The sequence below is a fragment of the Thermophilibacter sp. ZX-H3 genome (assembly GCF_052599055.1).
In genome coordinates, this window is sequence record NZ_JBQXES010000012.1 from 34,509 (window position 1) to 57,466 (window position 22,958).

The window sequence follows — 22,958 nt, forward strand, 5'->3', positions numbered from 1 at the left end:
GTAAGATCGGGAGCGCTTTCAAGCCCAAACGCCAGCGCGAGCATATGCGGTCCCCCTCACAGAATCCAACAACAGCAAAGATTCTACACACAGGTTGTTTTCTGAATAGTTTCTTGAAGCGACAATTCGACAGACGGATGGCGCCCTGCGCCATCCCAGACCATTTGGCCTCCGGCGCGGAAGGAGCTACCGACCGCAAGTCATCGCTGGAGTGCGACGTCTCCGCACACGGCAAGGCCCCGGCGTGCCCGGACACAGCAGCCCCCGCTCGCGAAATATCAGGGGCCGGCCAGCCGATCTTGACGAGACGACCCACCTTCGCAATGTTTCGGGGAGGATATAGTGTACGCGGCGGCGTCGAACAATGCTGCCCACGCCCAGCGGCGCGCCCTGAGGAGCATTTCTGGCAGGGAGACGAGATGTTGCAGGCCATCATCCTGATCGAGATTGCCCTCTCAGCGGCAGCCATGCTCCTGATGACTCGGCACCATCGAAACCCCTTCCGCAACGCCTCGATCATGCTGCTCGTCTGCATTGTCATCAACGTGACCGGCAACTTCTTCGTGACCGGACCGAGCCTCGGGTCCCTCGTATCCGGGACATACAATGGAGTGCTGATGATGGTGGGGGCGGGATCGCCTGAGTTCGCCGCGGGCGGAGATGGTGATAGCTTAGTGGCAGCCGCGTTCCTCGCCGCCTTCCAGCTCGCCGGCATCTGCGCGCTTTACACCACCGTCGACCTAGCCGTTTCCGCCCTCGCGTCGCGATGGCTCGAGCGCAGCCGAGTCGCCCACAAGAGGTTTTCTAGGACTTTCCTAGTCTCTGCTATCCCCGACGGGGCTGCGGCAGCAAGGTCCTTCGTAACCAGCATCGTCAAAGCCCGGGAAAACGACCTTGTCGCCATCCGCGGCTTCGACCCCGACGATGGTTACGCCAGCCCGCCTGGTGCGACCATGGTCACATCGATGTATGACCTCGCGGCTCAAACGAGTCACGGTGAGCGATACGCAGTCAGCTTCATGGACTTTGGAGTCAGGGTCGAAAGGACACTAGGGGATCGGGGCTACGCCGACGTAAGCATCTACCGCTACGACGAGCTCGCCGCCAAAGACCTGCTCTACTCGCACGTACTGCCCGCAATCGTGGACGACGTTCAGTCAGGAGAGCTCATATGCCGCGCCAGCGGTTATCGCGTCCTCCTGATAGGAGCCGTCGATGGCCTGGCTGGGTGCATCGCGCGCCAGCTCGCAATGAACCTGCAGCTTCCCCCCGACGGGCAAAACAGGGACAGAGAGCTGCCGAGGATAGACATCTGGTCGAGCGAGAGAGACGAGAGCGAGGGGTGGTTCGAGGAGAGCTACCCGTCCCTCGGACTTGCGGCGACCATGACCTATCACCAGGGCAGCGCGCGAGGACCGGAACTTTACGCCTACGTCAAGGAGGAGAGCTTCGACTGGGTCATACTGGCTCAACCCCAAGACGAGCACAACGTCTTCGTAGCTCGCAGTATCATGCTAGGCCTGAGGAGGACGCGCCCGGAAAGGGCGACACGGGTTGCTGCGAGGTGCCGCGAGCCCTGGAAGTACGAAGACCAGGCAACGGGGCTGCTCCTATTCGGCGCCGACGACTCCCTCGCAAGCTGCAACTCTCTAATTGGCTCCAAGATGGATGACCGCGCAAAGCTGGTCAATGCGTTCTATGCTGGGATACCCGCCCAGAGTGCGATAGCGGGGCACGGGGTCTCAGACGCGGCAAACGAAGCGTGGCAGACGGTAACGACCCAGTTCGACCGCGATTCCAGCAGGGCGATGGCCGGGTTTGCTGAGGTCGAAAGGGCGTGGCTTGACGCGTGCAGAGATGGAAGGTGTCCATGCCCCGATGGGCCCGACGACTACCTCGCGAGGCTCGAGCATCATCGATGGGTCGCGTTCCATGTCGCGTCTGGCTTCTCCCCCATGAGCCTGGACACCATGAGACAAAGGTATCTTTGCGCGAGCAAGGCGTGCGCGGGAGGAGCGACCCCACCCGGCTTCGAACCGGGAAAGACGGCGCCGGGAAAGTACGCGAGAGTGGACGGCCCGGGATACGGGGACTCCCGCTACGAGCATGTCTGCATCGCGCCGTGGAGTGAGCTCCCCCGCATAAGCGCCGAATATAACAAGCTGACCGGGGAAAGCCGTGACTTTCAGCAGAGCGACCGAGACGTGATCAAGCTGCTCGACTACCTCGACGGAACCTGCCGGGACGCGAGATGGGAGTGACGACACGGTGATAGGACTGAACGAGCCACCCACAGACAGCTGGGTGAAAGCGCTTTCTTCCAAGCTCGAGGCGTCGGACTCATCCGCACCGGGCACATCGCCACTGCCCTCATCAGACAGCCGCAATAGCTATGACCTTCTCGAGAGCGAAGCACCCGTCCTCGTACGCAGAGTGTTCATCTCCTCGACGTTCCGAGACTTCCACTCCGAACGCGACCTCCTTCAAAAAAAGGTCGCTCCACGATTAAGGCTCGCGTGCGCCGCGCACGGGGAGCAGCTAGACCTCGTTGATCTCCGCTGGGGAGTCGACACCTCGTCCATGAGCGAGGAAGAGGCCTCCAAGAAGGTGGTAAAGAGGTGCTTCGACCTCATCGACAGCTGCAAGCCGTACTTCGTATGCTTCGTCGGCGAGAGGTACGGATGGATTCCCGGAGAGGCCGCCTGGAAAGGGGCCCTCGATGCGAGAAGGGCAGAGATTCTCAGCAGCGAGGCGAGGCCCTTGGGCGGCGTTTCGGAGCTGAGCGTGACCGCCGCAGAAATACTGTATGGGGTGTTCCAAATTACGCGCTGCGAGAACAAGGGTCACGTTATCGCCTGCCTTCGTGACCCGATAGACCTCGCGAAGCACGCCACCTCGGAAGATGGCTACGCGAGCGAGGGGCACTGCGACAAGCTGGAGACAATCCGGGCTTTGCTTGAACGCGAGTGCGGCGATGGGCTCATCCGGTACGAGGCGACTCTGAACGAAGGCTCGGGAGCGCTCGAAAACATGGTGACGGCCTCTGGCGAGCCGCTCGATCGCTCTCTCGAGGAGGCGATTCTCGGCGCCTTCCAAGACGACTGGAACCGGGAGGGGCAGAGGGGGGAGTTTGACCGACTGCTGGCATCGAACAGAAAGTTCGTATCCTACAGAGTGGAGGCACCTTACTCGCTCAAGCGCGACGAACTCCTAGAAAAGGCTGCGGAAGCGATCGATCTCCGGATCGATCCGGTATGCATCGTCGGAGATCGGGGCGAGGGGAAGACTCAGCTTCTCTGCGAGCTGCTCCACCGCTACTCCAGCATGCCGCGCACTAAATCGATAGGGTACTTTCCCGACGCGTCTGTGTCGGGGCGCTCTCTCTCCGCCGTATTTGACTATCTGCTCACGTGCATCAGGACGTCCCTTGGCCTCTCTCCCGTTAGCAAAGACCTCCCAAGAGAGGCGGCCGATGCCGAACCGTTTGACCACAGGACATGGTCCGCACTGATCAATGGGGCCATCAGCGAATACGGTAAGTCGTCAGGGGAGGTCGTAAGGCTGTTTGTTGCCGTGGACACCTCGGACGGCCCCGCGGGCCTTACCGACGCCGCTGCGAAGGTGTTCTCGAGCATTCACCGCTTCTCGAGACTTAAGCGCTCGGAGAACCCCTTCGTCCTCTTCCGGGCGGTAATCAGCGAAGACCGCTCGAATCTGGCCAAGGGGGGTGGCGGCTACGCCGAGTTCTCTATCGCCCCCCTAAGCCAGGGGGAGTATTTGGAGCTGGCGGAGCTCAAGCTGTGGGAAAGCCATCGGGACGTGACCCCAAGAATGCGAGCGGCGCTCGCAGGCATGGGCACGAATAAGACTCCCCTCCACGCCGTGCTCTCGACGAATCTATTGGCTCTTTTGGGCGGAAGGGATCTCTCCTCGCTCGAGAGCTCCCAGCAGATTGATCGACGCATCTCAGACGCCATAGCCGCGATGCCCGATGACGTCGCGAGGCTCGGCGTCGCACTGATTGACGGGGTCTGTTCGTCACCAGACGCGAGCTTCCTGCGGACTGCCGTCGAGGCTCTTGCGTTCCTGCCTTACGGTACGACCGTGCAGACCCTCGAGTCCATTTGCGAAAAGGCGGAGAACCGCTGGCGCACCCTTGAGTTCGAAATCATGCTCGGTTCTCTCTCCCCTCTGATAGTCAGGGGCGCAGACGGGCTCATCAAGATCACGCACGCATCATTTAGAAGGGCGCTCGAAAATCGCGTGCTTAACCATGGTGAGGAAAGCCAAAAGGACTTCTTTGCTTTGCTCGTGAATAGGATGCTGTCCACTACGGACGGGTCCCGGGCCTCCCTCGGCAACGTCTTTTACCTCTGCAGAATGCTCGACCTTCCCAACCTTGCCCTTGCGTTGTGCCACCTCGCTGTCAGCCACAGTGGCAAGGCCGGCCTTCTTCCGCCCGCCAATGTCCGTAACGCCCTAATGGATGAGCTTGTTTTGGATGAGAAAGAGTGGATCGCAGACGCCGTTCGAAGAACGTCTCGCGACGGTAGAATCTCGCCTTCGGCAGTTTCGTTTCTTCTCTGGGCCATAAACACCTGCCAAAGAACCAGGGGGTCGGACGCAGCGCTCTGCAATCTCGGATTCGAATCCATCGCCGCCTACAACCTAATGATCAAGCAGGGGGTAGACATGTCGTTCTGTGAGAAAGCCAAAAACAGGGCCTCGCACAGGACAAAGACGGCGTCCATGCGCTCTGACCCACTTAGGTGGAGCGGGATAATAGAGCCTCCAGACGTAGATAAGGTAAAAAGTGGCGCACTGCTCAGGCAGGGAGTCATGGTCTCCTACATCGGGGAGACTTACAAGTGGGCGAAATACGAGGTGGAGGGAAAAGTCGCGTACGATCTAGACATCCTCTCCGACTGGAACCCCAACGCGGCAGAGGTGCATCTCGTTGGTTTCGGGGATTCCGGACTCACTCATATCCTTGCAAACGGTTATCCCTATCGCTCGGTAAAGGGCAATGGCCAACAAGATCAGTTCATCACGCAGGCGGCGCTATGGTGGTACCTGTCAGAAAAGGGATGCGGAAGCATCGGGACGCAATTTACCGAGAGCGAGCCAGACCCCTACAATCTGAGACCATTTATTCGGGCTCTTGTGGACAGCGCCTGCGCCACGCAGGAAAATGGAAGCGAGCCATGGTTTGACTTCTGCGGAAAGCGCCTGCGTCCCTGCGTCTTCTCCACCGACCGATGGAACTCCTCGATGATCATCGTGCTGCTCGATGTCAACGAACTTCCCGATACCGATTCATTTGAGATGCCGGTCGCTAAGATTCCGCCCGAGCTTTGCAGTCGCCCAAGCGACGGCATCGTTGACGTGACGGAGCAGGAACGAGAAGGACAGGATGGCAAGGCGACCAGAACCATTTCCGGAAGAAAGATAACCAGGGATTCCATCGGGTAGATCGCGTTGAGTGAAGGCTTGTCCTTCCTGTGCGTCGCCACACGACCGCGAAGACCCGCGTCTACAAGGCAACTGAGAGAGTGCTTTCGGGGCGATAGCGCAAGGAGCCATGATGAGTATCTGGGGAAAGATCGGCATTGCCGGGGTAGGAGCCGACGACCTCGACGATGTGGCGCGTGAGTTCTTGCTCGGGTCTCGTGGCCCTGAGGCGGGGACCCCGCTCCTCCTGGAGCCTGACTCGCTGGATGACCTCGTTGCCTACCTCCTCGAGCTCGAGTCGCCACGCCGCGGCGACCGCAGCTTCGCCAGGCTCCGCAACGCGCTTCTCTCCTCGGTCACGGAGCTCGAGACCAGGGGTGGAGAGAGTCGTCGCGCTGGCAGAGCCCGCCGAAAGGCTCGTGCGAAAGAAGACCTCGGAGTTCATGGCCCAGGACCGCCGCGAACTCCTGGCCCTCGGCTCGGAGCTGGACCTCGCCTCGCAGACCCTTTCCGAGGACGGAGCGGTGCTCGCGAGCCCCTCGTCGGCAGCCGCGGCCTGGGCCCGCGCCGCAGGCGCCGTGGAGTCCTTCCTCACAAGCCCGAGGAGAGCGCGCCGCTTCGACCTCGAGGATTTCTTCATGAGCGTCGACGGCATCTACGACCTCGCCGCCTGCGTCGAGCTCCTCCGGCGCCTCCTGCTCGCGGCGGGCCGCTCGCTCAACGCCCTCGGGGCGGCGACGCTGGGGCACCACGACTTCTCGGGCGTCGGCGACGCCGTCGCCCTCTGGGAGGTGTCTGAAGGGTCGGCGGCGAGGCGACTGGCGAGCGCCCTCGCACGGCTGATGTCCAGGACGCCGGGGCTGTCGGGAGGAGGGGCGAAGGACGCCCTCCTCCCCGATTCTAGGGACGCCTACTGGATCGAGTCCTGCTCGCAGCTGGGGCAGGATGTGCTGCGCTGGGTGTACGGACGGGGCAAGGCGAGTTTGAACTTCGCAGGCATCGTCGGCGTCGCCTGGCCCGGGCCGGCTATCTACGGCTATGACGACGGGGAGGAGGAGCCGGAGATGGCCTGCGAGCTCTGCGCCGCCCTCGAGAGCGGGAGGAGACCCGAGCACCCCCTGCTCCTCGGGACGCACGAGGCGACCATCTCTCAGGATCTCGTCGTCCCCATCCCGGAGGACCTTCTCGAGGGGGCGAGGCACCTGTTCATCACTCAGGGCGCAGAGGAGCCCGGCGCCCTCTTCTGCCAGACGCCGTCCCGGCACTTCGCAAGGCTCGCCCAGCTCATTTCCAGCGAGCAGGAGCTCGTCGGCTATCCATGGGACTTCATCGAGAGCGGGGTGAGCGCCGCGCCGGGAAACGTACCCGAAAACCTCGCAAGCAGCTTCGAGGAGGAGTTCGCGCTCTGCGCCTCGGGCGAGGAGGTCCCCGTCAAGGGGGGCGGGCTCCCCCTCCGAGAGACGGTGGTGTGCGACTGGGCGAAACCGGGCGCACCGGTCGTGATCCTCGGGCTGGGCGACCGCTTCGTGGTTGCCAGCGCGGAGCGGCGCGCGACATACGAGCGGTGGTCAGACGCCGATTCGTCTGGGCTGCCGCAGGCACGCTTCCAAGAGTAGGCCTCTCGACCGACCAGAGGAGAGGATGGGCATCGCGTGTGACGGGCGAGCTACCCCCGAGTTCCGAACACCTCGACAAGCCTCTCGAACGGACCGGCGAATTCCGGGACTCTCAGATTGACCATGGCCCCTTCCTCCCGCTTCGTGTGCTAACGGAGCAAACGTGGCGCATGGGGGCGGGCGGTATGAGGCGAACTGTTCTAGTGTTGTGACGCCCTAGCCCTCCCGGCCGCCGTCCATCCCGCGCTCCGCCGCTCTCTCGATGTCCCTCGCCATGCCGAGCGCAAGGGACAGGCCCGCTCGGTCGAGCCGGACCGCAGCGCCGGTCCTCCTGTTGACGGCGCGGCCGAGGGTGGCTCCGTTGACCCTCCGGACCGGCCCCCTCCCGCTCCGGGCGAGGCTCTCGGAGCGGAAGCGGAACTGCGCGTCGCCGCGCGCCGAGAGCGTCATCACGATGCCGTCCTCCCGGAGCCTGCGCGCGAGCTCGCGGGGACGGTTCGGGCACTCGCGAAGCGCCGCCACCTCCGTCGCGCGGGCCGCGACCCGCTCGCGCACGAGGTCGTTCTCGGAGCGGTGGGTAGAGTCGCGGCGCTGCCACTCGCGCTCGGCGCGCGACGGCTGCCTGGCGTGGGCCCTGGAGTTCGCCCCGCGCTCGAGCTGGGGCAGGCCGTAGCGCTCGTCGAGCTCCCTCACGGTGGCGACGCGCGCCTTTGCGGCCCTCCTCGCGGGGCCCTCGTCGAGGCGCCTGCCCGTCTCGAGGTTTGTCCTCGAGACGCAGAGGTGCGCGGCGAACCTGTCGGTGCCGTCGGCGGCGCATCTCTCGCGGTGGAGCACGACGACAACCTCCTGGCTGGGGTACCTCGCCTCCACGTAGTCCCGCGCGTAGTCCATGCACCGCGAGGGCGTCATCGGCCCGCCGTTGCACGAGCAGGCCGCGGGGTCGAAGGCAAGTATCTGGTGCTCGGCGAGGGACGTGCGACAGCCCGCCCTCCCCGGGCGGTCGTGCCCGTATGCCCTCCTGGTCGCGTCCATCTCGCGGAACGCTCCCCGGAAGTCCTCGGCGCAGAGGTTCTGCGTCCAGTGGTCGAGGGCCTTCTCACGTTCCCAGTCGAGGTAGGATTCGAGCCTCCTGAGGTGGCGCGTGCTCTTGACGCTCGTCTGCTTGATCGCGGTCACGGGTACCTCCCTCTCCACGCCCTTACAGGGCGCTCCACTCGTCGTCTTTGTTCGCCGTCGCGGCGTCGGGCCACTCCGGGCACCACGTCTCCACCGCCGTGTCGGCGCACGACGCCCTCTCGTCGAGCCTGCGCCGGTAGTCGCGCCTCCTGGCGGCCTCGTGCTCGGGGCTCCCGAGGTCGAAGTGCCGCCCGGTCGGGGTCCTCGAGCAGTCCCCCAGCGGGGCGCGGAACGCCCCCGCGTGGGTCTTGGGCACGCCGTTCTCCGCCTGCTTGACCACGATGGCGCCGTCGCGGTCCGGGCTCATTCCCAGCCACTCCCAGGGGTGGATGACGTCGTCGGCCTGCTCGCTGTAGCTAATCGAGCTCGAGGCCCCACGCCCCCTGCTGGAGCTCGTCCCCCGCGTATGCCTCGTCGTCTTCCCCACGAGCTCGGAGAAGTAGCGGCGGTCCTCCTCCTCGCCCAGCTTGAGGGCGACCTTCACGCCGCAGTTCGCGAGGACCTTCCTCCTGCCGTCCCGCTCGCCGTACTTGTTGAGCTGCGCCACGTTCTGCACGGCGCCCGCCCAGTAGAAGCGGTAGCTGCGGCCGAGGCTCAGCAGCGCCGGGAGCCCGGGCATCCTTGGGAGGTTGCCCCACTCGTCGCCCACGACCGTCACGGGGCGCGCGAGCGCGCCGCCCTCCGCCTCCGCCCGCTCCCGCGCCGCCGCCCAAAGCTGGTCGAGCAGCACGGTGAGCACGGCGTTGTAGGGCACTCCCTCCTCGTCCATGGAATGCAGGAAGAGGGCGGTCTTCCTCGTGAGGACCCTCTCGGGGTCGATGTCGGACCCCGACGTCATCCACGCCACGGGCGCCGAGGAGTAGGCCCGCGTCGCCACCTTGAGCGTCGAGAGGACGCTCCTAAGCTCGTTGCCCCCGGACGACAGGAACTGGGACGCCCTCGAGCGCGCGGGGTGGCCCTCGGGCAGGCCCCTCAGCACCGCCTTCAGGGGCGCCGCGGGGTCGTCGCCCTCCCCTCGGTGCCGCGGCAGAGCACGGCGTCGACGGTGGCCATGTGGCGCGCGCCGTCGGGGCACCCCTCCGCGGTCGCGACGTAGAGCACGAGCGCCGATAGAAGTGACCTCGCCGAGAGCGCCCAGTGCGACGCCCCGCCGGGGCCGTCGTCGGGGACGACGACCGCCGCGAGCGAGTCCGCCGCGAGCTCGGCCTCGTGGCGCCTGCCCGCCGCGGCGAGGCGGCAGACGCGCGCGAGCGGGTTGAAGCGCTGCCCCCTCAGCGGGCTCGCGGTGTCGAGCAGCAGGACCTCGTAGCCCCTTCGCGCAAGCTCGTCGCCGCAGAGCTCGACGAGCTCGTTCTTCACGTCCGAGACGACGACGGTGTGGGGCTCCGACCCCGCGGAGCCGTCGCCGTAGGTGAGCAGGTCGAGGCTGGGGATCAGGAGGTAGCGGCTCTTCCCCGACCCCGTGGCGCCGTCGATGAGGACGAATCTGCCGGGCTCGAAGAGGTAGCGCCAGCGCGCGTAGCCGTAGACGATCCCCCTGGCCCTTGGGCTCGACCTCCCGTCCCACGTCTCCGATCCGGCGACGACCTCGCGACCCTCCCTCACCCGGGCGCTGCCGAGAGGCCCGCCGTCGGGGTCTCGCCCGGCTGCCTCCAGCCTCGAGATGGCGAGGAGGGACGCGAGTCAGCACGTCGCGAGCGTCGCCGCGGTGCCCGCGGGCGCCCCGAGGGGCCCGCCGGAGGCCCACCACGCGGCGACGGCGGGGGCGCTGAAGGACGAGAGCGCGCCCGCCAGGTCCGGTGCGGAGCCCGCGAGCAGGGACTCAACGAGGTCCGCGAGGACCGGACAGGAGATGGCGCCTAGCGCCAGTGCCGCTAAGGCAGACTTGACGAGAACGTTCACGTGATCGCCCCCTAACGGCCCCGGACGAGCGACAGGACCTCCGCCACCGCGTCCGCTGCTGCGGCCACGGCGGAGAGGGCGGAATCTATGGCCGCCGTGTGCGCCCCTCCGGCACCATACGTGTTCAGGGCCCTGGCAATCTGGTTGATGTTAGAGCCGGCACGCTTGAGGTTGACGTGGGCCTCACGGAGGGCGATGGCGTCGACCTCGATGCTCGGCGCTTCCCTATCCCTCAGCGCCGAGTGGCGCATGTAGGACGAGACGGTCATTGCCGACCTCCTCGCCCTGTGCCTGATTCGGTCCATCTCACGGCGAGTGACCCTGACCTCGATGCGAGCGTCGCGGCAGGCCCCGTCGACCCTCCTGCCTTCAGTGATCTGTGCATGCATGGCAATTCTCCTATCTCCTGTTTGGGACAGAGCCGGGGACAGTTTTGGGACAGCCGGCGCCGCCCTCGACTGCCCCCGGACTCTCTAGAATTGCCTCACGCCGCCGTTTGCCGAGGTAGAGGCTACCTCTGGTTCCCTCCTGTTCCTTGCGATGACATATCCCAAGGCACTCATAACCCGAAGGTCGTAGGTTCAAATCCTGCCCCCGCGACCATACACAGTCAGCCCGGAGGTCATGTGGCCTCCGGGCTTTTCGTTTGCACGGCCCCCAAATTAACGCGCACTCGTGCACGTCCTTCTCGCGTTTTCCCAGTTGGGGGTCAGCCGAGGCTGCACGAGTGCGCGTTAATGGGGGCCGCTGGCGCCCGCCGGCGCTCGCGCAGAGCCCGCGGCCCGACCGCGCCCATCCCGAAACCCCCACCCGAAAGCTTTCGGAACGACTCTAGGGTAGCCTCGGAGCATTTCGGAGCAGCACGGTCAGCGCCGCAGCGCGTGGGATTGAGCACCTGGGTCATAATGATGAAAAAAGTACGCTCTGTTTTCATCAACGAGAGTAGGCTATGATACCGACATCGCCAGCTGGCCTGCCACGCTCTTATTGCGACGCCCATTGCGACATTATTGCGACATGGGATGTCGTAATAGCCCCCAACTCCCGTATTTCCTAGAGCCAACGCACTCGATTACCTTCCTGTCCAGAAGCTCCTTTGCCCCCTGGACCCGCTTGGGACCCAAGCCGATCTCGTCCGAGAGCTTCGGCGCCAACCCGTCACGGCCAATGGGCCGGCCAGCCGCGGGGAGGAGGCCTTTCGTCAGACGAAGCGAGGCGCCAAATTGGCACCTCACTCATTGACCACCCCGCAGATTAAGGCACACCTTCGCCACCACGGCTCCATGGGAGGCGGTGTTTCGTGACGCTTCGCGGCATCTTGCGATACTTGTCACCCGCTCAGCAGAGGCGTCATCCCCAGAAGGATGCGTAGCGGAGATTGCGCGGGACGGAGGAGGAGTCGACGGGCTTGATGAGGCCGACGGCAGGAGTACCCCTGATTATTCCGGAAGCCTGAGACCTGTCGCCCCCAAGTCCGAACGCCCTGCGAACGTCGGAGTTCCCGATGACTGAGAATTTAACGTATGCGTGGCACGCCGCACCTATCGGGTGATGCGAAAAACTAGGACTGCTAGAGCTCGGCAAAATGGAAGGCCCGATGCAGGTTCTTTCAAGATACCTCCCGATGCCTACCATCGTATTTCAAACATGAGCAGCCACGAAGTTGAGGTCACATACCGTGGCCTCAACTTTCCACTCGATGAACATAGCTGGGTTTGTCTACACCCAGAAGGAGATGTTACGGGAGCATTCTCACTTCCCCTCCGGGCAAATCGGACAATGCCTTCCCCCGTCGCACATCGAATCTCTCCAAGCTTCGGGGCTGCCGCAAAATGTAACCAGCGGGGTTATCCAAGCAATCGCCGAAGGGGACACGCTTCGCGGAGGAGCCGCTTCGCCACCTGAATCGTGAAGATGTCGAAATCGATCATGTCCACCCTCTTCCCTATCGCCTCGGGGCGAGACGCCATTCGAGGCCTTTCGGCGACCACCGCGCTCCTGGTCTGGCTTACGCCTATCGGTTGAGGGTGGCCAGGAACCCGGGCAGCCATCGGGCGACCTCCTCGGCACTCCGGCCTATCCAGTCCCTGTGGGAGGACTTCATCCGGGCGAGGAACCGCCGGTTGGAGAGGGTCCGCTCGACGCACCTGACGACGTCCTCGATGCTCTCGTCCCACATGTCCCGGTCCTCGACGATGGCCTCGTCGATGTAGCGCGCGAGCCTCTCCCTGTCGAGGTCCCTCCTGTGTCCGATGTAGTACATGTCGTAGAGGTCGCGGAAGCGCGTGCTGCGGATGCCGTGGAGGAGCAGGGACTTGAGCTTCTCCGCAAACACCTGCTCCTTCGAGTTCGCAAGCAGGCAGACGCCCTCCTGCCGGTGCGCCACGTCGAACCACAGCTCGTCCTGCTCCATCGTGGCGCTCGCGTGGACCCCCAGGTCGAGCTTGGTGTCGAGCGTGCTGCGGCCGTCGCTGATCTTGAGGTTGACGCGCCTCCCTCTGTAGTCCTGCTGCGACAGCTCCTCTATCTCGCCGGCGACGCGGACGGTGATGCCGTCGCCGAGGTTCGAGAGGGCGGACACGAAGGAGCGGATGGAGGCGTCGGTCATCGGGTACCGCACGAAGTCGAGGTCTATGTCCTGGGTCGCGCGGCGGCTGCTCCCCGACAGCGCGCACATCAGGACCCCTCCCTTGACCGTCACACGGTCGCGCATGCTCGACGCCGCCAGCTTCGAGAGAATCACGTCCTGGCAGACGCGCGCGGTCGCGTTGAGCCGGGAGTAGCCCTCCTCGCGCTCGTAGCGCGCCCTCATCTCGTTCAGGTCCATCAGAACACCTCCTCCATGGCGCGCCCGAGGTGCGCCTCGCCGCGCGGGATCGCCTCCGCATAGTCCTGCAGCCTGTATATGTCCAGCCGCTCCGACCGCCTGCGGAACGAGGCGACCGCCTCCCGGTAGAGGTCGTAGGGCAGTTTGTTGCGCGAGCGCATGAGCTCGAGGAGCATGCGCTCGAGGTCGTACGCGGCAAGCTCTGTCCCGTCCAGGAGGACGGTCGACCTGCCGACGCCCAGCCATCCCTCGGGGATGAAGTGCTGGCGCACGGCGCCGTCGCGGATCTTGGTCCCCCCGCGCCTCGTGGCTAGGTCGATCCGGTCGGGCGGCGCGGTCACGAGGCCGTAGGCGTAGAGCGCGGTCTGCCCGGTCAGGATCGCGCCGGGATACCGCTTCGCGATCACGGCGAGTGCGTCCTCGTCCCGGCTAGTCGAGTACATCCCCCGGCCGACGGGGTGGAGCGCCCCCTCCGACACCGCCTTCCGAACGCGGTACCTGCTCCCGAGCTTCTCGAGCGCCTCCCGGTAGGTGATTACCACACCGTTCCTCCTTGAAAGCCATAAGAACCTACATCTGATGACAATTGTAGGTGATTGTGGCTTTTCAGGGAAGGGTCTCACCTCGCACCCGACTGCCAGGGCGGCCTCACATCCCCTCCGCCATCGCCGTGAGGTGGTCGCCCTCCTCGATTCGGCTGACCTGCCAATCGGCCCCATCATGCAGAGGCTGCTGTGGCGCAAGGTCGCTCCGGATGGGCCCGATAGTCGTAAGCAAGTCCTATTTACGACTAAGGGCGCGAACGGAGATTGATTTAGCACTTTTTACGACTAGAAAGGACCTGGCCGGACGTCCCATTGGGCTACGCCATCCGGCAGCCGAAACGGAGCCAATTCGAATTATCCGTCTTTCGAGCCGGCCTTGGGCTCATGACCAGAAGGCCACAGGTTCGAATCCAGCTCCCTCGATCATAAACTTGCAGCCCTGAGGTCATGTGGCCTCCGGGCTTTTCGTTCGTACGGCCCCCAAATTAACGCACACTCGTGCACGTCCTTCTCGCGTTTTCCCAGTTGGGGGTCAGCTAAGGCTGCACGAGTGCGCGTTAATGGGCCCGATGTCCGCAGGCCCAGCGTCCGCAGGCCCGACGCGACGCCCCCCTAGCTGGACGACGCAGGCAGGTACGGGTGCATCGCCTGGGCAAGGTTGGCCAGGTTGCGCGTCTGGATGTACACGCGGCCGCTGCCGCTGAAGGAGTTCACCAGGCCCTCGCCGGTGGTGAAGCCGAACATGCCGCTCGCCACCTCGATGTGGTAGTCAAGACCGGCGTCCCAGGCGACCACGTGCTCGTTGTCGACCACCAGCGGCTCGTCGGGGGTCACGTCGAGCGCCAGGAGATCCCCGAACGCCGAGACCAGCAGGCTGCCCTCGCCGTGCACCTCCATGACAAAGAGGCCGCCCGTGTTGCCGAAGAACGCCTTCGTGATGCCCTGGTTGACCATCGTGTACTCGACGGTCTCATCGCAGGCGAGAAACGCGCCGGTATTGAGGCGGTACTGGTGGGCGCCGTCTATGCCCAGCTCCACGATCTTGCCGGGGATGGGCGGCGCCACGGCGATCTCGCCGTCCGGAGAGGTGCCGGTCGCCGTGGTGACGAACATGGACTCGCCGCTGGTGATGCTGCGCCCGATGGCGCTGAAGACGCCGCCGAGGCCCTTCTTCTTGGTGTTGAGCCCACCCGTGATCTCGACCCCGCGCGAGTACACCATGCTGCCGCTCTCGGTGCGCACGGACTCGCCCGGCTCGAGCGAGATGCGGGCAATCGGGCAGTCGGAATCACCGGTCAGTACGAATCTCATAGGGGCTCCTCTCGTAGCCGTACGGCTCATCATGCTCCGAGTATAGCCGCACGATGCGAGCCGCTCGACCCCCAGCGATTGCCTCGCTGCGGAAAATGGGGTCATGGCAACCAAGGGCTCCCCGGCGTTGCGACGACGGGGGTTGTGGCAGAAAACCCACTGCCAGAACCCCCGATTCGACAACGCGCGCCAAAGAAACGCCAGATGGCGAGAAGAACGCTCTGCCACAACCCCGTCTTCGACAACGCCGCTTGCCGTCAGACTGCCACGGCCCCGGTTTTGAAGACGGCGGGCGGCGGCCCGGAAACCGGAACCGTCGCCCGCGCACGTTCTTATCGCCCGGCCCTAGTATTCCGCCAGGCGCTCCTTGAACTGGTCGAGGAGGCGCTGGTTGAACTCGGGGCCGCCGTCGACGTTGGCGCTCATAAAGAGCGGCGGCTGGACGCCGCGCTCGAGCAGGATGTCGATGGACTCCATGACGGCGCAGTCCAGAAGCAGGCAGCCCGTGTAGAGCGAGGTGCCGCCCACGCGCGTGGACAGCCCCTCCACCTCGAGCGCCGCGTCGCCGAAGGATGACTTGTTGTCCAGCACCACGTCAGCGCACTCGAAGAGCCGCTTGCCGGACTTGGCGCGCGAGGTGCCCGCGCGGGAGACGTCAACCGCCGTCACGGCGATGACCTTGACTCCCGCCTCGCGCGCGTGCGTGGCAAGCTCGATAGGCAGCGGGTTGCGCCCGGAGTTGGAGATCACGACGAGGCAGTCCTCGGGACGCAGGTCCAGCTTGAGCCAGAACTGGTCGCCCACACCATCGATCATCTCGTAGATGCCCCACGCGGGCTCGCGCACCACCTTGGTCTGGATGTAGCCGCCGGCGCGGCCGCAAATCTCGAGCGCGTTGGCGTGGCTGTGGCCGGAGCCGAAGGCGCGGATGATGCCGCCGCGCTCGATGGTGTCGGCAAAGATGACCGCCGCCTCGTGCAGGGCGTCCTCCTGGCCGTCAAAGACCTCGTCCAGGCGGCGCAGGACCTCCGCCTTGAAACGTGCTGCCGTGCTGCCCATTGCCTCTCCTCTCCTACGACCGAAATCCCTGAGCCGCTATGAAGATGCGCGCCCCCTGCGCCCTCCCGACAACAGCATCGCCGTTGGCGAGAAGAACGTGGCGCAGAGGGCGCGTTCGTTCCTTGACCCCGCTACTTGACCTCGACGCCTCCGACGAAGGTGGTGGCGAGCGTCATGTCCGCGTTGAAGACCGTGAGGTCGGCGTCGCGACCGGGCTTGATGAAGCCGAAGCGCTCCTCGATGTGGGCGGAGCGGGCGGCGACCTCGGTGGCCATGCGGATGGCCTGCTCGGCGGTCACGATCTGCCAGTCCACCATGTTCTTGACGCCCTCGGCGAGCGTGAGCACGGAGCCGGCGATCGAGCCCGTGGTGCCGTCCTCGTTGAGCAGGTAGCACAGGCCGCCCTTCATCACGACGGGCAGGCCGCCGGACACGTACTCGCCCTCGGGCATGCCGCCGCAGCCCAGGCAGTCGGTGATGAGGACCGTGTGGTCCCAGCCCTTGGCGTCCACGAGCGCCTTGATGGCGCCGGGGACGACGTGGCGCCCGTCGCAGATGATCTCCGCGTAGGTGCCGTTGGTGGTCATGGCCGCGCCAACGACGCCCGGGTCGCGGTGGTGCAGGCCGCGCTGGCCGTTGTAGGTGTGGACGAAGCAGCTTGCGCCGGCGTTGACGGCGGCGAGGACCTCGTCGTAGTGGGCGTCGGAGTGGCCGATGGAGGTGACCACGTCGCGCTCGTCGAGGGCGGCGCAGTACGCGCACGCGCCGTTCTTCTCGGCCGCGAGCGCGCTCTTGACGATGCGGCCGCCGGCCTTCTCCTGCCACATGTCAAAGGTCTCGACGCTCGGGTCGATCAGGTAGACCGGGTTCTGGGCGCCCACGTGGGCCTCGGTGAAGAACGGGCCCTCGAGGTAGATGCCGCCGATGCGCGCGCCCACGAAGTCGTCGGAGCGGCCCTCGTCGGCCTCGGCGATGGCGGCGCAGGAGTCCGCGACCTGCTCGACGGACTCGGTGAAGGTGGTGGGCAGCCAGCAGGTGGTGCCGCGACGCGCGAGCTCCACGCTCGAGGCGTTGATGCCCTCGGCGCTGCGGTCGGTGGTGGCGTGGTTGTAGAAGCCGTGGATGTGCGTGTCCACGAGGCCCGGGCCCACGATGCAGCCCGTGAGGTCGCGAATCTCGCAGTCCGGCTCGTCGGCGGACCACATGCCGAACACGCCGTCCTCGATGGTGAGGTAGCCGCCCTGCATGGTGGCGCCGGGAAGTACGAAGCGGTCAGCCTTGATAGCAAACGTGCCCATGGTTCTTCTCCTCACGATCTGGGTTCTATGCGGCGGCGCCCGCCCGCACGGTCATGCAGGCGGGCGCCCGTTAGTGACAATTTACCCTCTCGCCTCTGTCAAAGCGTGGAAAAGTGACTGTCCCCTTTGCACGCTACGCCTCGAAGGGGTGGATGGTGACGCCCTTGACGACGCGGTTGACGGTGCCGGTGGGGCTCGGCGTGTCGGGCGTGTTGCCCACGCGCACGGAGTTGAGCAGCGAGACCGTCTGCGCGACCATGATGAACGGGAGCGCGAGGTAGCCCTCGGGCAGCGCGTCGTAGCCGGCGAAGGTGAAGGACTCGCCCTCGAAGACCGGGCCGCAGTCCTGCTGGACGGCGATGGTCTTCTGCGCGATCTTGTCGCCGCCGATCTCGTTCAGGATGTCGAGGTCGTACTGGCGGGTGTACTCGTCGTTGTTCATGTAGACGAAGACCAGGGTCTTGTCGTCCACGAAGGACTTGGGCCCGTGACGGTAGCCCATGGAGCTGTCCCAGGAGGTGGCCACGAGGCCATGGGCGAGCTCGAGGATCTTGAGCTGGCTCTCCTGGGCAAGGCCCACGAAGGAGCCGGAGCCGAGGTAGGTCACGCGGTTGAAGTCGCCGGCCAGGAAGGCGGCAACCTCGTCCTCGCGGGAGACGACCTCCTCGCCCATCTTGGCGATCTGCTCGACCCACGCGGCCTTCTCGTCGAGGGAGGCGGAGTCGAAGATGAGGGTGGAGAGCAGCGTCATGCAGCTGTAGGAGCCGGTCATGGCGAAGCCCTTGTCGTTGGCGCGCGGGATGAGCAGCGTGAGGGCATGCGGGTCATCGGCGGACTCGACGGCGAGCTTGCCCTCGGGGGCGCAGGTGATGTTGAGGAAGCGGACGTTCTTCACGAACTTGCCGGCGATCTCGACGGCAGCCAGGGACTCGGGGCTGTTGCCGGAGCGCGCGAAGGAGACGAGCAGCGTGGGCTCGTCCGGGTTCAGGAAGTCGCGCGGCGCGGAGACGATGTCCGTGGTGGCGACGGGCTTGAAGTCGTAGAGCGAGACGTCGCCGGCGTGGCGCAGGTACGGTGCCACGGTGTCTCCCACGTAGTCGGAGGTGCCGGCACCGGTGAAGACGACGGACAGACGGCCCTCGCCCATGGCGCGGGCGTCGGCGAGAAACGCGGTGATGGCGTCGAGGTTGGCCTTGTAGATCTCGAGCGTGTCCCTCCACAGCTCGGGCTGCTGCGCAATCTCGGCCGTGGTGATGTCCGCGCCGAGGGCGACAAGCTCCTCCTTGCTCTTCTCGAACATTGATCGCTCCTTTCGGGTTGGCGGGGTCTTTTCTCCCGTCGGGTTAGGGAAGGCGCTGGGCGTGCAAAAGTGCCTGTCACTTTTGCACGGTTGCACGCTAGGGAAGGCGCTGGTGGTAGACCTTGTACTTGAACTGATCCGCTCGCGCGACGGAGAGCGTGTACTCGATGACCTCGTTGCTCGTGTTGTAGGTCGTGCGCACGAGGTCGAGCACGGGCGCGCCCTCCGAGATGTCGAGCAGGTGCGCGTCGGCGGGACGCGCCACGCTCGCGAAGAACTCCTCCTCGGCAACGCGGATCTTCTCGTGATAGACGTTCTCGATAATCTCGTAGAGCGGCATGCTGTCGAGAAGGGCGCGCTTGAGCGTCATGAACTTGCGTAGGGGCAGGTACGAGAGCTCGACCATCATGGGCGTGGCGTCGGCGGAGCGCAGCCGCTTGAGCTTGAACAGGCGCTCCCCCAGGCGGACGCCCATGCGCTCCGCGAGGTTCTTGTCGGCGTCAGTCTCGGAGAACTCGAGGATGGTGGTCTCGGGAACGCGGCCGAGCGAGCGCATGTGCTCGGTGAAGCTGTAGGACTGCATGAGGTTCGTGGCCTGCGTGGAGCGGTCGGCCACGAAGGTCCCCCTGCCGTGCTGGCGCACGACGAGGCCGAGTCGCTCGAGCTCGCTCAGGGCGAGACGAACCGTGGTGCGCGAGAGCCCGTAGCGCTCCGAGAGAACGCGCTCGGACGGCAGGATGTCACCCGGGCGGAACTCCTGGTCGATCTTCTCCGTGAGGATGTCGACCAGCTGGTCGTAGAGCGGCTGCTTCTTTGGTCTCGACGTCATCTGCGTTCCCGTTCGTCACGATCTGCCGCGCCCCGGGAGCCCGGGGCGCGGCGCGAGGTCACCCCTACTCGTCGTCCTCGTCATCGGAGAGGTCGAGCGCCATGTGGCAGACGCCCTCCTTGCCCACCTCGACGGCCTCGGAGACGAGCTCGTCGATCGTGGAGGTCTCGGTGCGGGACATGACGATGTCGATGAGCATGGGCAGGTTGGTGCCGGCCACGACGGAGATGTTGTCGATCTTGCTCGTGGCGATCATCGACTGGTTGAACGGGGTGCCGCCCATGAGGTCGCAGAAGACGAGCACGCCGTCGGTCTGGTCACGCATGGCCTTGATGGCGTCGTGAAGCTTGTCGGCGTACGCGCCGGCCTCCCCCTCCTCGAAGGGGACGATCTCGAAGGCCTGCTGCGGGCCCGCGATCATGTCAAGCGCGCTCTTGAGGCCGTTCGAGAAGTGGCCGTGGCCGGTGAGGATGAAACCAATCATGACAGCTCCCTTTCCCTACGTTCCTCGGTCATTCCGAGGACCCAATGTAAACTGGTTTATAACCAGTGTTCCGCTAGTGTATCGTGACCAGTGCCCGTTTTACTGATGACGCTGGGTCGTGCTCAAATTCGTAAGTTCTTCAAACTGCCGCTTGTAGCGCTTCGCATGGGTCTTGTCGCCCTTGCTGGCGTACTGCTTCCACAGAAGGAAGCAGAGCTTCCCCTTGAGCTCGGGGGCGGCGCCCGGAAGCATCTTCTCCATCTGCTCGATGTAGTCGTAGCGCTTGCCAAAGACGATGTCGTAGGTGAGCTGGCAGTCCTGGATGACGGCCTTGTCGGCCGCCTTGCAGGTCTTGAGCTGGGCGAGAAGCTCCTTGCAGCGCTCCTTGTTGCCCAGCTGGGTGAAGTAGTTGAACGCGACGGCGAGGGTCTGGGCCTGGCGCTTGGCGGAGTTTCTCATGCGGACGAGAAGCTCAATCATGCGCGTGGCCATCTCCTCGTCGTCCATGGCCTGGTAGCACAGGAAGCGAAGGTAGTACTGACGGTAGGTGGTCAGCGTCACGCGGGCGGGAATCCTGTCGAGGGCCCCGATGGCCTCCTTGTAGTGTCCCGTCTCAAAGAACCCCTGGTACTTTGCCTCGTAGTAGTGGCGGAAGCCCTCAGAGGCGAGAAAGTACACGACGACGAGTACGAGAAATGCGATAACGCCCGGTTCCACGACGAAAAAGCCTTTCTAGGTGGAACGGGCGCGCATCTCGGGAGATAGGGCGAAGAACCGACGTGGTCCCGAGCCGTGAGATGCGCGCCCGCTCGAACGAAGCAGTGCGGCCCGTGACGCCCGGAGTGACCGGGCGCCACGAGGCCAGAGGGTGCCTTAGCCCTTCGCGACGAGGTTGAGGGCGCCGAGGACAACGCCGAGCACCAGGACGATGAAGATCGCCTTGGTGGAGGTCATGCCCTTGCGGCCGAGCAGCCAGTACACGAAGCCGACGAGCGCGGCGGGGACGAGCTTGGGGCAGATGTTGTTCAGGATGTCCTGAACGTCCAGGGGAACGCCACCGATGTTGGGGTTGATCGTGAGGACGATGCCCACGTTGGTGGAGATCAGCGCGCCGACCATGAAGACGCCCATGACCGTGGCGGCGTCAGTGATGGCGTTGAGCTTGTCGGACATGGTGGTGACGAGCTTCATGCCCTGATCGTAGGCGATGTAGGTCTGCTTGCAGCGGAACCAGTCGACCACGATGCAGGAGGCAATCCAGATGAAGATGCCCAGCGGGTTGCCGGCCATGGCCATGTTGGCGGCCAGGGCGCCGAAGATCGTCGGGAGCAGCGAGCCGAAGATGGAGTCGCCGATGGAGGCGAGCGGGCCCATGAGGCCGGTCTTCAGCGAGGCGACGGTCTCGAGGCCGTCGAGGCCCTCGGTCTCCTCGATGGCGAGGTCGATGCCCGTGATGATCGTGTTGAGGAAGTTGGAGGTGTTGAAGAACGGCGAGCACTGGGTGCGGCAGGCGGTCTTCAGGGCCTCGGTGTTGTCCCCATAGATCTTGCGGAGCTGCGGAAGGATGATCCACAGGTAACCGGAGTGCTGCATACGCTCGTAGTTCCAGCCAGCCTGGAAGCCGACGAGGTTGCGGATGTTGATCTGGCGAAGGTCAGCCTTGGTGATCTTGTAGCCAGTGGTCTGTCCGACATTAGAGCTCATCGTCGTCATCTCCCTCCGCACCAGCAGAGACAGCCGCGACGGGCGCGTTCTGGTGCTGCTGGTAGTAGATGTAGGCAAGAGCGAAGCCGATGAGAGCAACGGTCAGCATCGACAGGTTCTTGTAGCCACCGCCGACGGCAACCGCGGCGTCCTCGGGCAGCAGGCCGTTGAGGGCACCAGCGATGGTAGCGGCGTCGCCGCCAACGGTCGCGATGCTCGTGAAGGCGGTGCCGAGAAGGGCGGCGATCACGAAGCCGAGGATCAGGTAGGCGATGTGCTTCTTGACCGGCAGGTAGCGAAGCAGGATGGCGAAGCCGACGGCCGGCAGCATGCCACCGGCGACGGTGAGGCCGGTGCCGAGCCAGGCGAGGTCGCCGTTGAGGGCGGTGGTGATGGCCTCAACCAGCGGCTGGCCGAAGGCGAGGGCCAGGAAGACCGGGATCATGCGGGAGAGGCACCAGGAGACAGCGCCCATCCAGTAGTGGATGTTGTAGGAGTTCCAGTTCATCTTCTCGATGTCGGCGTCGCAGGCGTGACCCCAGAAGGTGTTGGCCATACGACCGAGGATATCGGTGTAGACGAGGATGGCGGCCACGGGCACGCCGAGGGCGGCGAGGGCCTGCTCCGGGTCCATGCCAGCGCTGACGGCGAAGGCCGTTGCGATGAGGGTGCCGGAGTTGGCGTCGATGCGGGAGGCGCCGCCGAAGGTGCCGACGCCGAGGATGGTGAGCTGCATGCTACCACCGATGAAAAGACCAGTTGCCATGTCGCCCATGATGAGGCCCGTGATGAAACCGGAGAACACGGCGGAGCCGGCGCTGGAGTACCAGTGCAGCTCGTCCATGATCTGGAAGCCCGCATAGAGCGTAAGCAGAAGAATCTGCCACCACTGAATCATGGTTCTTTTCCTCCTTCTAACAACTCGAATCAAACGTACGAATCACGCTATATGGCTGCGGTGCATCTCCCCTCACCGCGTAGCGCCTAATGCCTAGGGCTTGAAGGGCTCCGGGCTGTTCTGCGGGGTGAGCTGGATGACCATGGGGATGCCCATGGCGGCGAGCTCGTTGAGGGCGTCGACGTCGTCCTGGCCGCAGTTGATGTTGCGGTTGTAGGTCTTGACGATGTTCATCGAGGTGATGTTGCCGAGGATGATCTCGTCGAACTTCACGCCGGCCTTGGCGAGCTTGAGATAGACCTCGGGCTTCTTGACGACGATGAACAGACGCTGGGCGTCGTACTTGCCGGCGAGGATGTTGGCCGCGGCCTTCTCGACGGGAAGCACCGAGAGCTTGCAGGTGGCGGGGGTGGCCATGCGCAGGACCTGCTTCTGGACGGCGTCCTCGGCCACCTGGTCATCGACGACCATGAAGCGGCTGACCTGGCGGGCGTTGGCCCAGAGGTTGCCGACCTGGCCGTGGATGAGACGGAAGTCAACACGTGCTCCAACGATCAT

At 64.8% G+C, this 22,958-nt stretch carries 20 protein-coding genes; 3 read left to right on the forward strand and 17 right to left on the reverse strand.

Features of this window, described 5'->3' with window-relative positions; translation table 11 throughout:
- Positions 1 to 419: 419 nt before the first annotated feature.
- The 3 genes from ACULPM_RS06450 (at position 420) to ACULPM_RS06460 (ending at position 7,067) form a co-directional block, all read left to right on the forward strand.
- Complete coding sequence (locus ACULPM_RS06450) at positions 420 to 2,261, forward strand: hypothetical protein (RefSeq protein WP_445331349.1); 1,842 nt, start codon at positions 420 to 422, stop codon at positions 2,259 to 2,261.
- Between the two features lie 172 nt (positions 2,262 to 2,433).
- Positions 2,434 to 5,472 (forward strand): DUF4062 domain-containing protein, encoded by a 3,039-nt coding sequence (locus ACULPM_RS06455; protein ID WP_445331408.1) that lies wholly within the window; start codon positions 2,434 to 2,436, stop codon positions 5,470 to 5,472.
- Between the two features lie 356 nt (positions 5,473 to 5,828).
- Positions 5,829 to 7,067: a hypothetical protein gene (locus tag ACULPM_RS06460; protein ID WP_445331350.1), complete on the forward strand. Its 1,239-nt coding sequence runs from the start codon at positions 5,829 to 5,831 to the stop codon at positions 7,065 to 7,067.
- Positions 7,068 to 7,283: 216 nt separating this feature from the next.
- On the opposite strand, the gene ACULPM_RS06465 is transcribed toward ACULPM_RS06460, so the two are convergent.
- The 17 genes from ACULPM_RS06465 to ACULPM_RS06545 all read right to left on the reverse strand — a co-directional run bounded on the left by ACULPM_RS06465 (position 7,284) and on the right by ACULPM_RS06545 (position 22,958).
- Positions 7,284 to 8,243 (reverse strand): relaxase/mobilization nuclease domain-containing protein, encoded by a 960-nt coding sequence (locus tag ACULPM_RS06465; protein ID WP_445331351.1) that lies wholly within the window; start codon positions 8,241 to 8,243, stop codon positions 7,284 to 7,286.
- 22 nt (positions 8,244 to 8,265) lie between these two features.
- Positions 8,266 to 9,222 (reverse strand): type IV secretory system conjugative DNA transfer family protein, encoded by a 957-nt coding sequence (locus ACULPM_RS06470; RefSeq protein ID WP_445331352.1) that lies wholly within the window; start codon positions 9,220 to 9,222, stop codon positions 8,266 to 8,268.
- 5 nt (positions 9,223 to 9,227) lie between these two features.
- The gene (locus ACULPM_RS06475; protein ID WP_445331353.1) at positions 9,228 to 9,848 is read right to left on the reverse strand and encodes a type IV secretory system conjugative DNA transfer family protein; all 621 of its coding nucleotides are present in this window, start codon (positions 9,846 to 9,848) and stop codon (positions 9,228 to 9,230) included.
- A 78-nt stretch (positions 9,849 to 9,926) separates the two neighbouring features.
- Positions 9,927 to 10,145, reverse strand: a complete 219-nt coding sequence (locus tag ACULPM_RS06480) for a hypothetical protein (RefSeq protein WP_445331354.1) — start codon at positions 10,143 to 10,145, stop codon at positions 9,927 to 9,929.
- Between the two features lie 11 nt (positions 10,146 to 10,156).
- Entirely contained in the window at positions 10,157 to 10,534 is a 378-nt protein-coding gene (locus ACULPM_RS06485) for a plasmid mobilization protein (RefSeq protein WP_445331355.1), read from the reverse strand.
- Positions 10,535 to 12,159: 1,625 nt separating this feature from the next.
- Positions 12,160 to 12,972 (reverse strand): nucleotidyl transferase AbiEii/AbiGii toxin family protein, encoded by an 813-nt coding sequence (locus tag ACULPM_RS06490; RefSeq protein ID WP_445331356.1) that lies wholly within the window; start codon positions 12,970 to 12,972, stop codon positions 12,160 to 12,162.
- On the reverse strand, positions 12,972 to 13,514 hold the full coding sequence (locus ACULPM_RS06495; protein WP_445331357.1) for a type IV toxin-antitoxin system AbiEi family antitoxin domain-containing protein: 543 nt from the start codon (positions 13,512 to 13,514) through the stop codon (positions 12,972 to 12,974). Before ACULPM_RS06495 ends, ACULPM_RS06490 begins: the two co-directional genes overlap by 1 nt.
- A 615-nt stretch (positions 13,515 to 14,129) precedes the next feature.
- The gene (locus ACULPM_RS06500) at positions 14,130 to 14,828 is read right to left on the reverse strand and encodes a TIGR00266 family protein (protein WP_445331358.1); all 699 of its coding nucleotides are present in this window, start codon (positions 14,826 to 14,828) and stop codon (positions 14,130 to 14,132) included.
- A gap of 345 nt (positions 14,829 to 15,173) precedes the next feature.
- The gene (locus ACULPM_RS06505; RefSeq protein ID WP_445331359.1) at positions 15,174 to 15,887 is read right to left on the reverse strand and encodes an SIS domain-containing protein; all 714 of its coding nucleotides are present in this window, start codon (positions 15,885 to 15,887) and stop codon (positions 15,174 to 15,176) included.
- Positions 15,888 to 16,018: 131 nt separating this feature from the next.
- Positions 16,019 to 17,185, reverse strand: a complete 1,167-nt coding sequence (nagA, locus tag ACULPM_RS06510) for an N-acetylglucosamine-6-phosphate deacetylase (RefSeq protein ID WP_445331360.1) — start codon at positions 17,183 to 17,185, stop codon at positions 16,019 to 16,021.
- Positions 17,186 to 17,318: 133 nt separating this feature from the next.
- Positions 17,319 to 18,485: an SIS domain-containing protein gene (agaS, locus tag ACULPM_RS06515; RefSeq protein WP_445331361.1), complete on the reverse strand. Its 1,167-nt coding sequence runs from the start codon at positions 18,483 to 18,485 to the stop codon at positions 17,319 to 17,321.
- Between the two features lie 97 nt (positions 18,486 to 18,582).
- A complete protein-coding gene (locus tag ACULPM_RS06520; RefSeq protein ID WP_167929903.1) occupies positions 18,583 to 19,314 on the reverse strand; it encodes a GntR family transcriptional regulator in 732 nt (243 codons plus the stop codon).
- Between the two features lie 64 nt (positions 19,315 to 19,378).
- Complete coding sequence (locus ACULPM_RS06525) at positions 19,379 to 19,798, reverse strand: PTS sugar transporter subunit IIA (protein ID WP_445331362.1); 420 nt, start codon at positions 19,796 to 19,798, stop codon at positions 19,379 to 19,381.
- 99 nt (positions 19,799 to 19,897) lie between these two features.
- Positions 19,898 to 20,515, reverse strand: coding sequence for a hypothetical protein (locus tag ACULPM_RS06530; protein WP_167929901.1), 618 nt, complete (start codon positions 20,513 to 20,515; stop codon positions 19,898 to 19,900).
- Between the two features lie 156 nt (positions 20,516 to 20,671).
- Positions 20,672 to 21,511, reverse strand: a complete 840-nt coding sequence (locus tag ACULPM_RS06535; RefSeq protein WP_167929900.1) for a PTS system mannose/fructose/sorbose family transporter subunit IID — start codon at positions 21,509 to 21,511, stop codon at positions 20,672 to 20,674.
- On the reverse strand, positions 21,492 to 22,400 hold the full coding sequence (locus ACULPM_RS06540; RefSeq protein ID WP_167929899.1) for a PTS mannose/fructose/sorbose/N-acetylgalactosamine transporter subunit IIC: 909 nt from the start codon (positions 22,398 to 22,400) through the stop codon (positions 21,492 to 21,494). Before ACULPM_RS06540 ends, ACULPM_RS06535 begins: the two co-directional genes overlap by 20 nt.
- A 93-nt stretch (positions 22,401 to 22,493) precedes the next feature.
- Positions 22,494 to 22,958, reverse strand: a complete 465-nt coding sequence (locus tag ACULPM_RS06545) for a PTS sugar transporter subunit IIB (protein ID WP_167929898.1) — start codon at positions 22,956 to 22,958, stop codon at positions 22,494 to 22,496.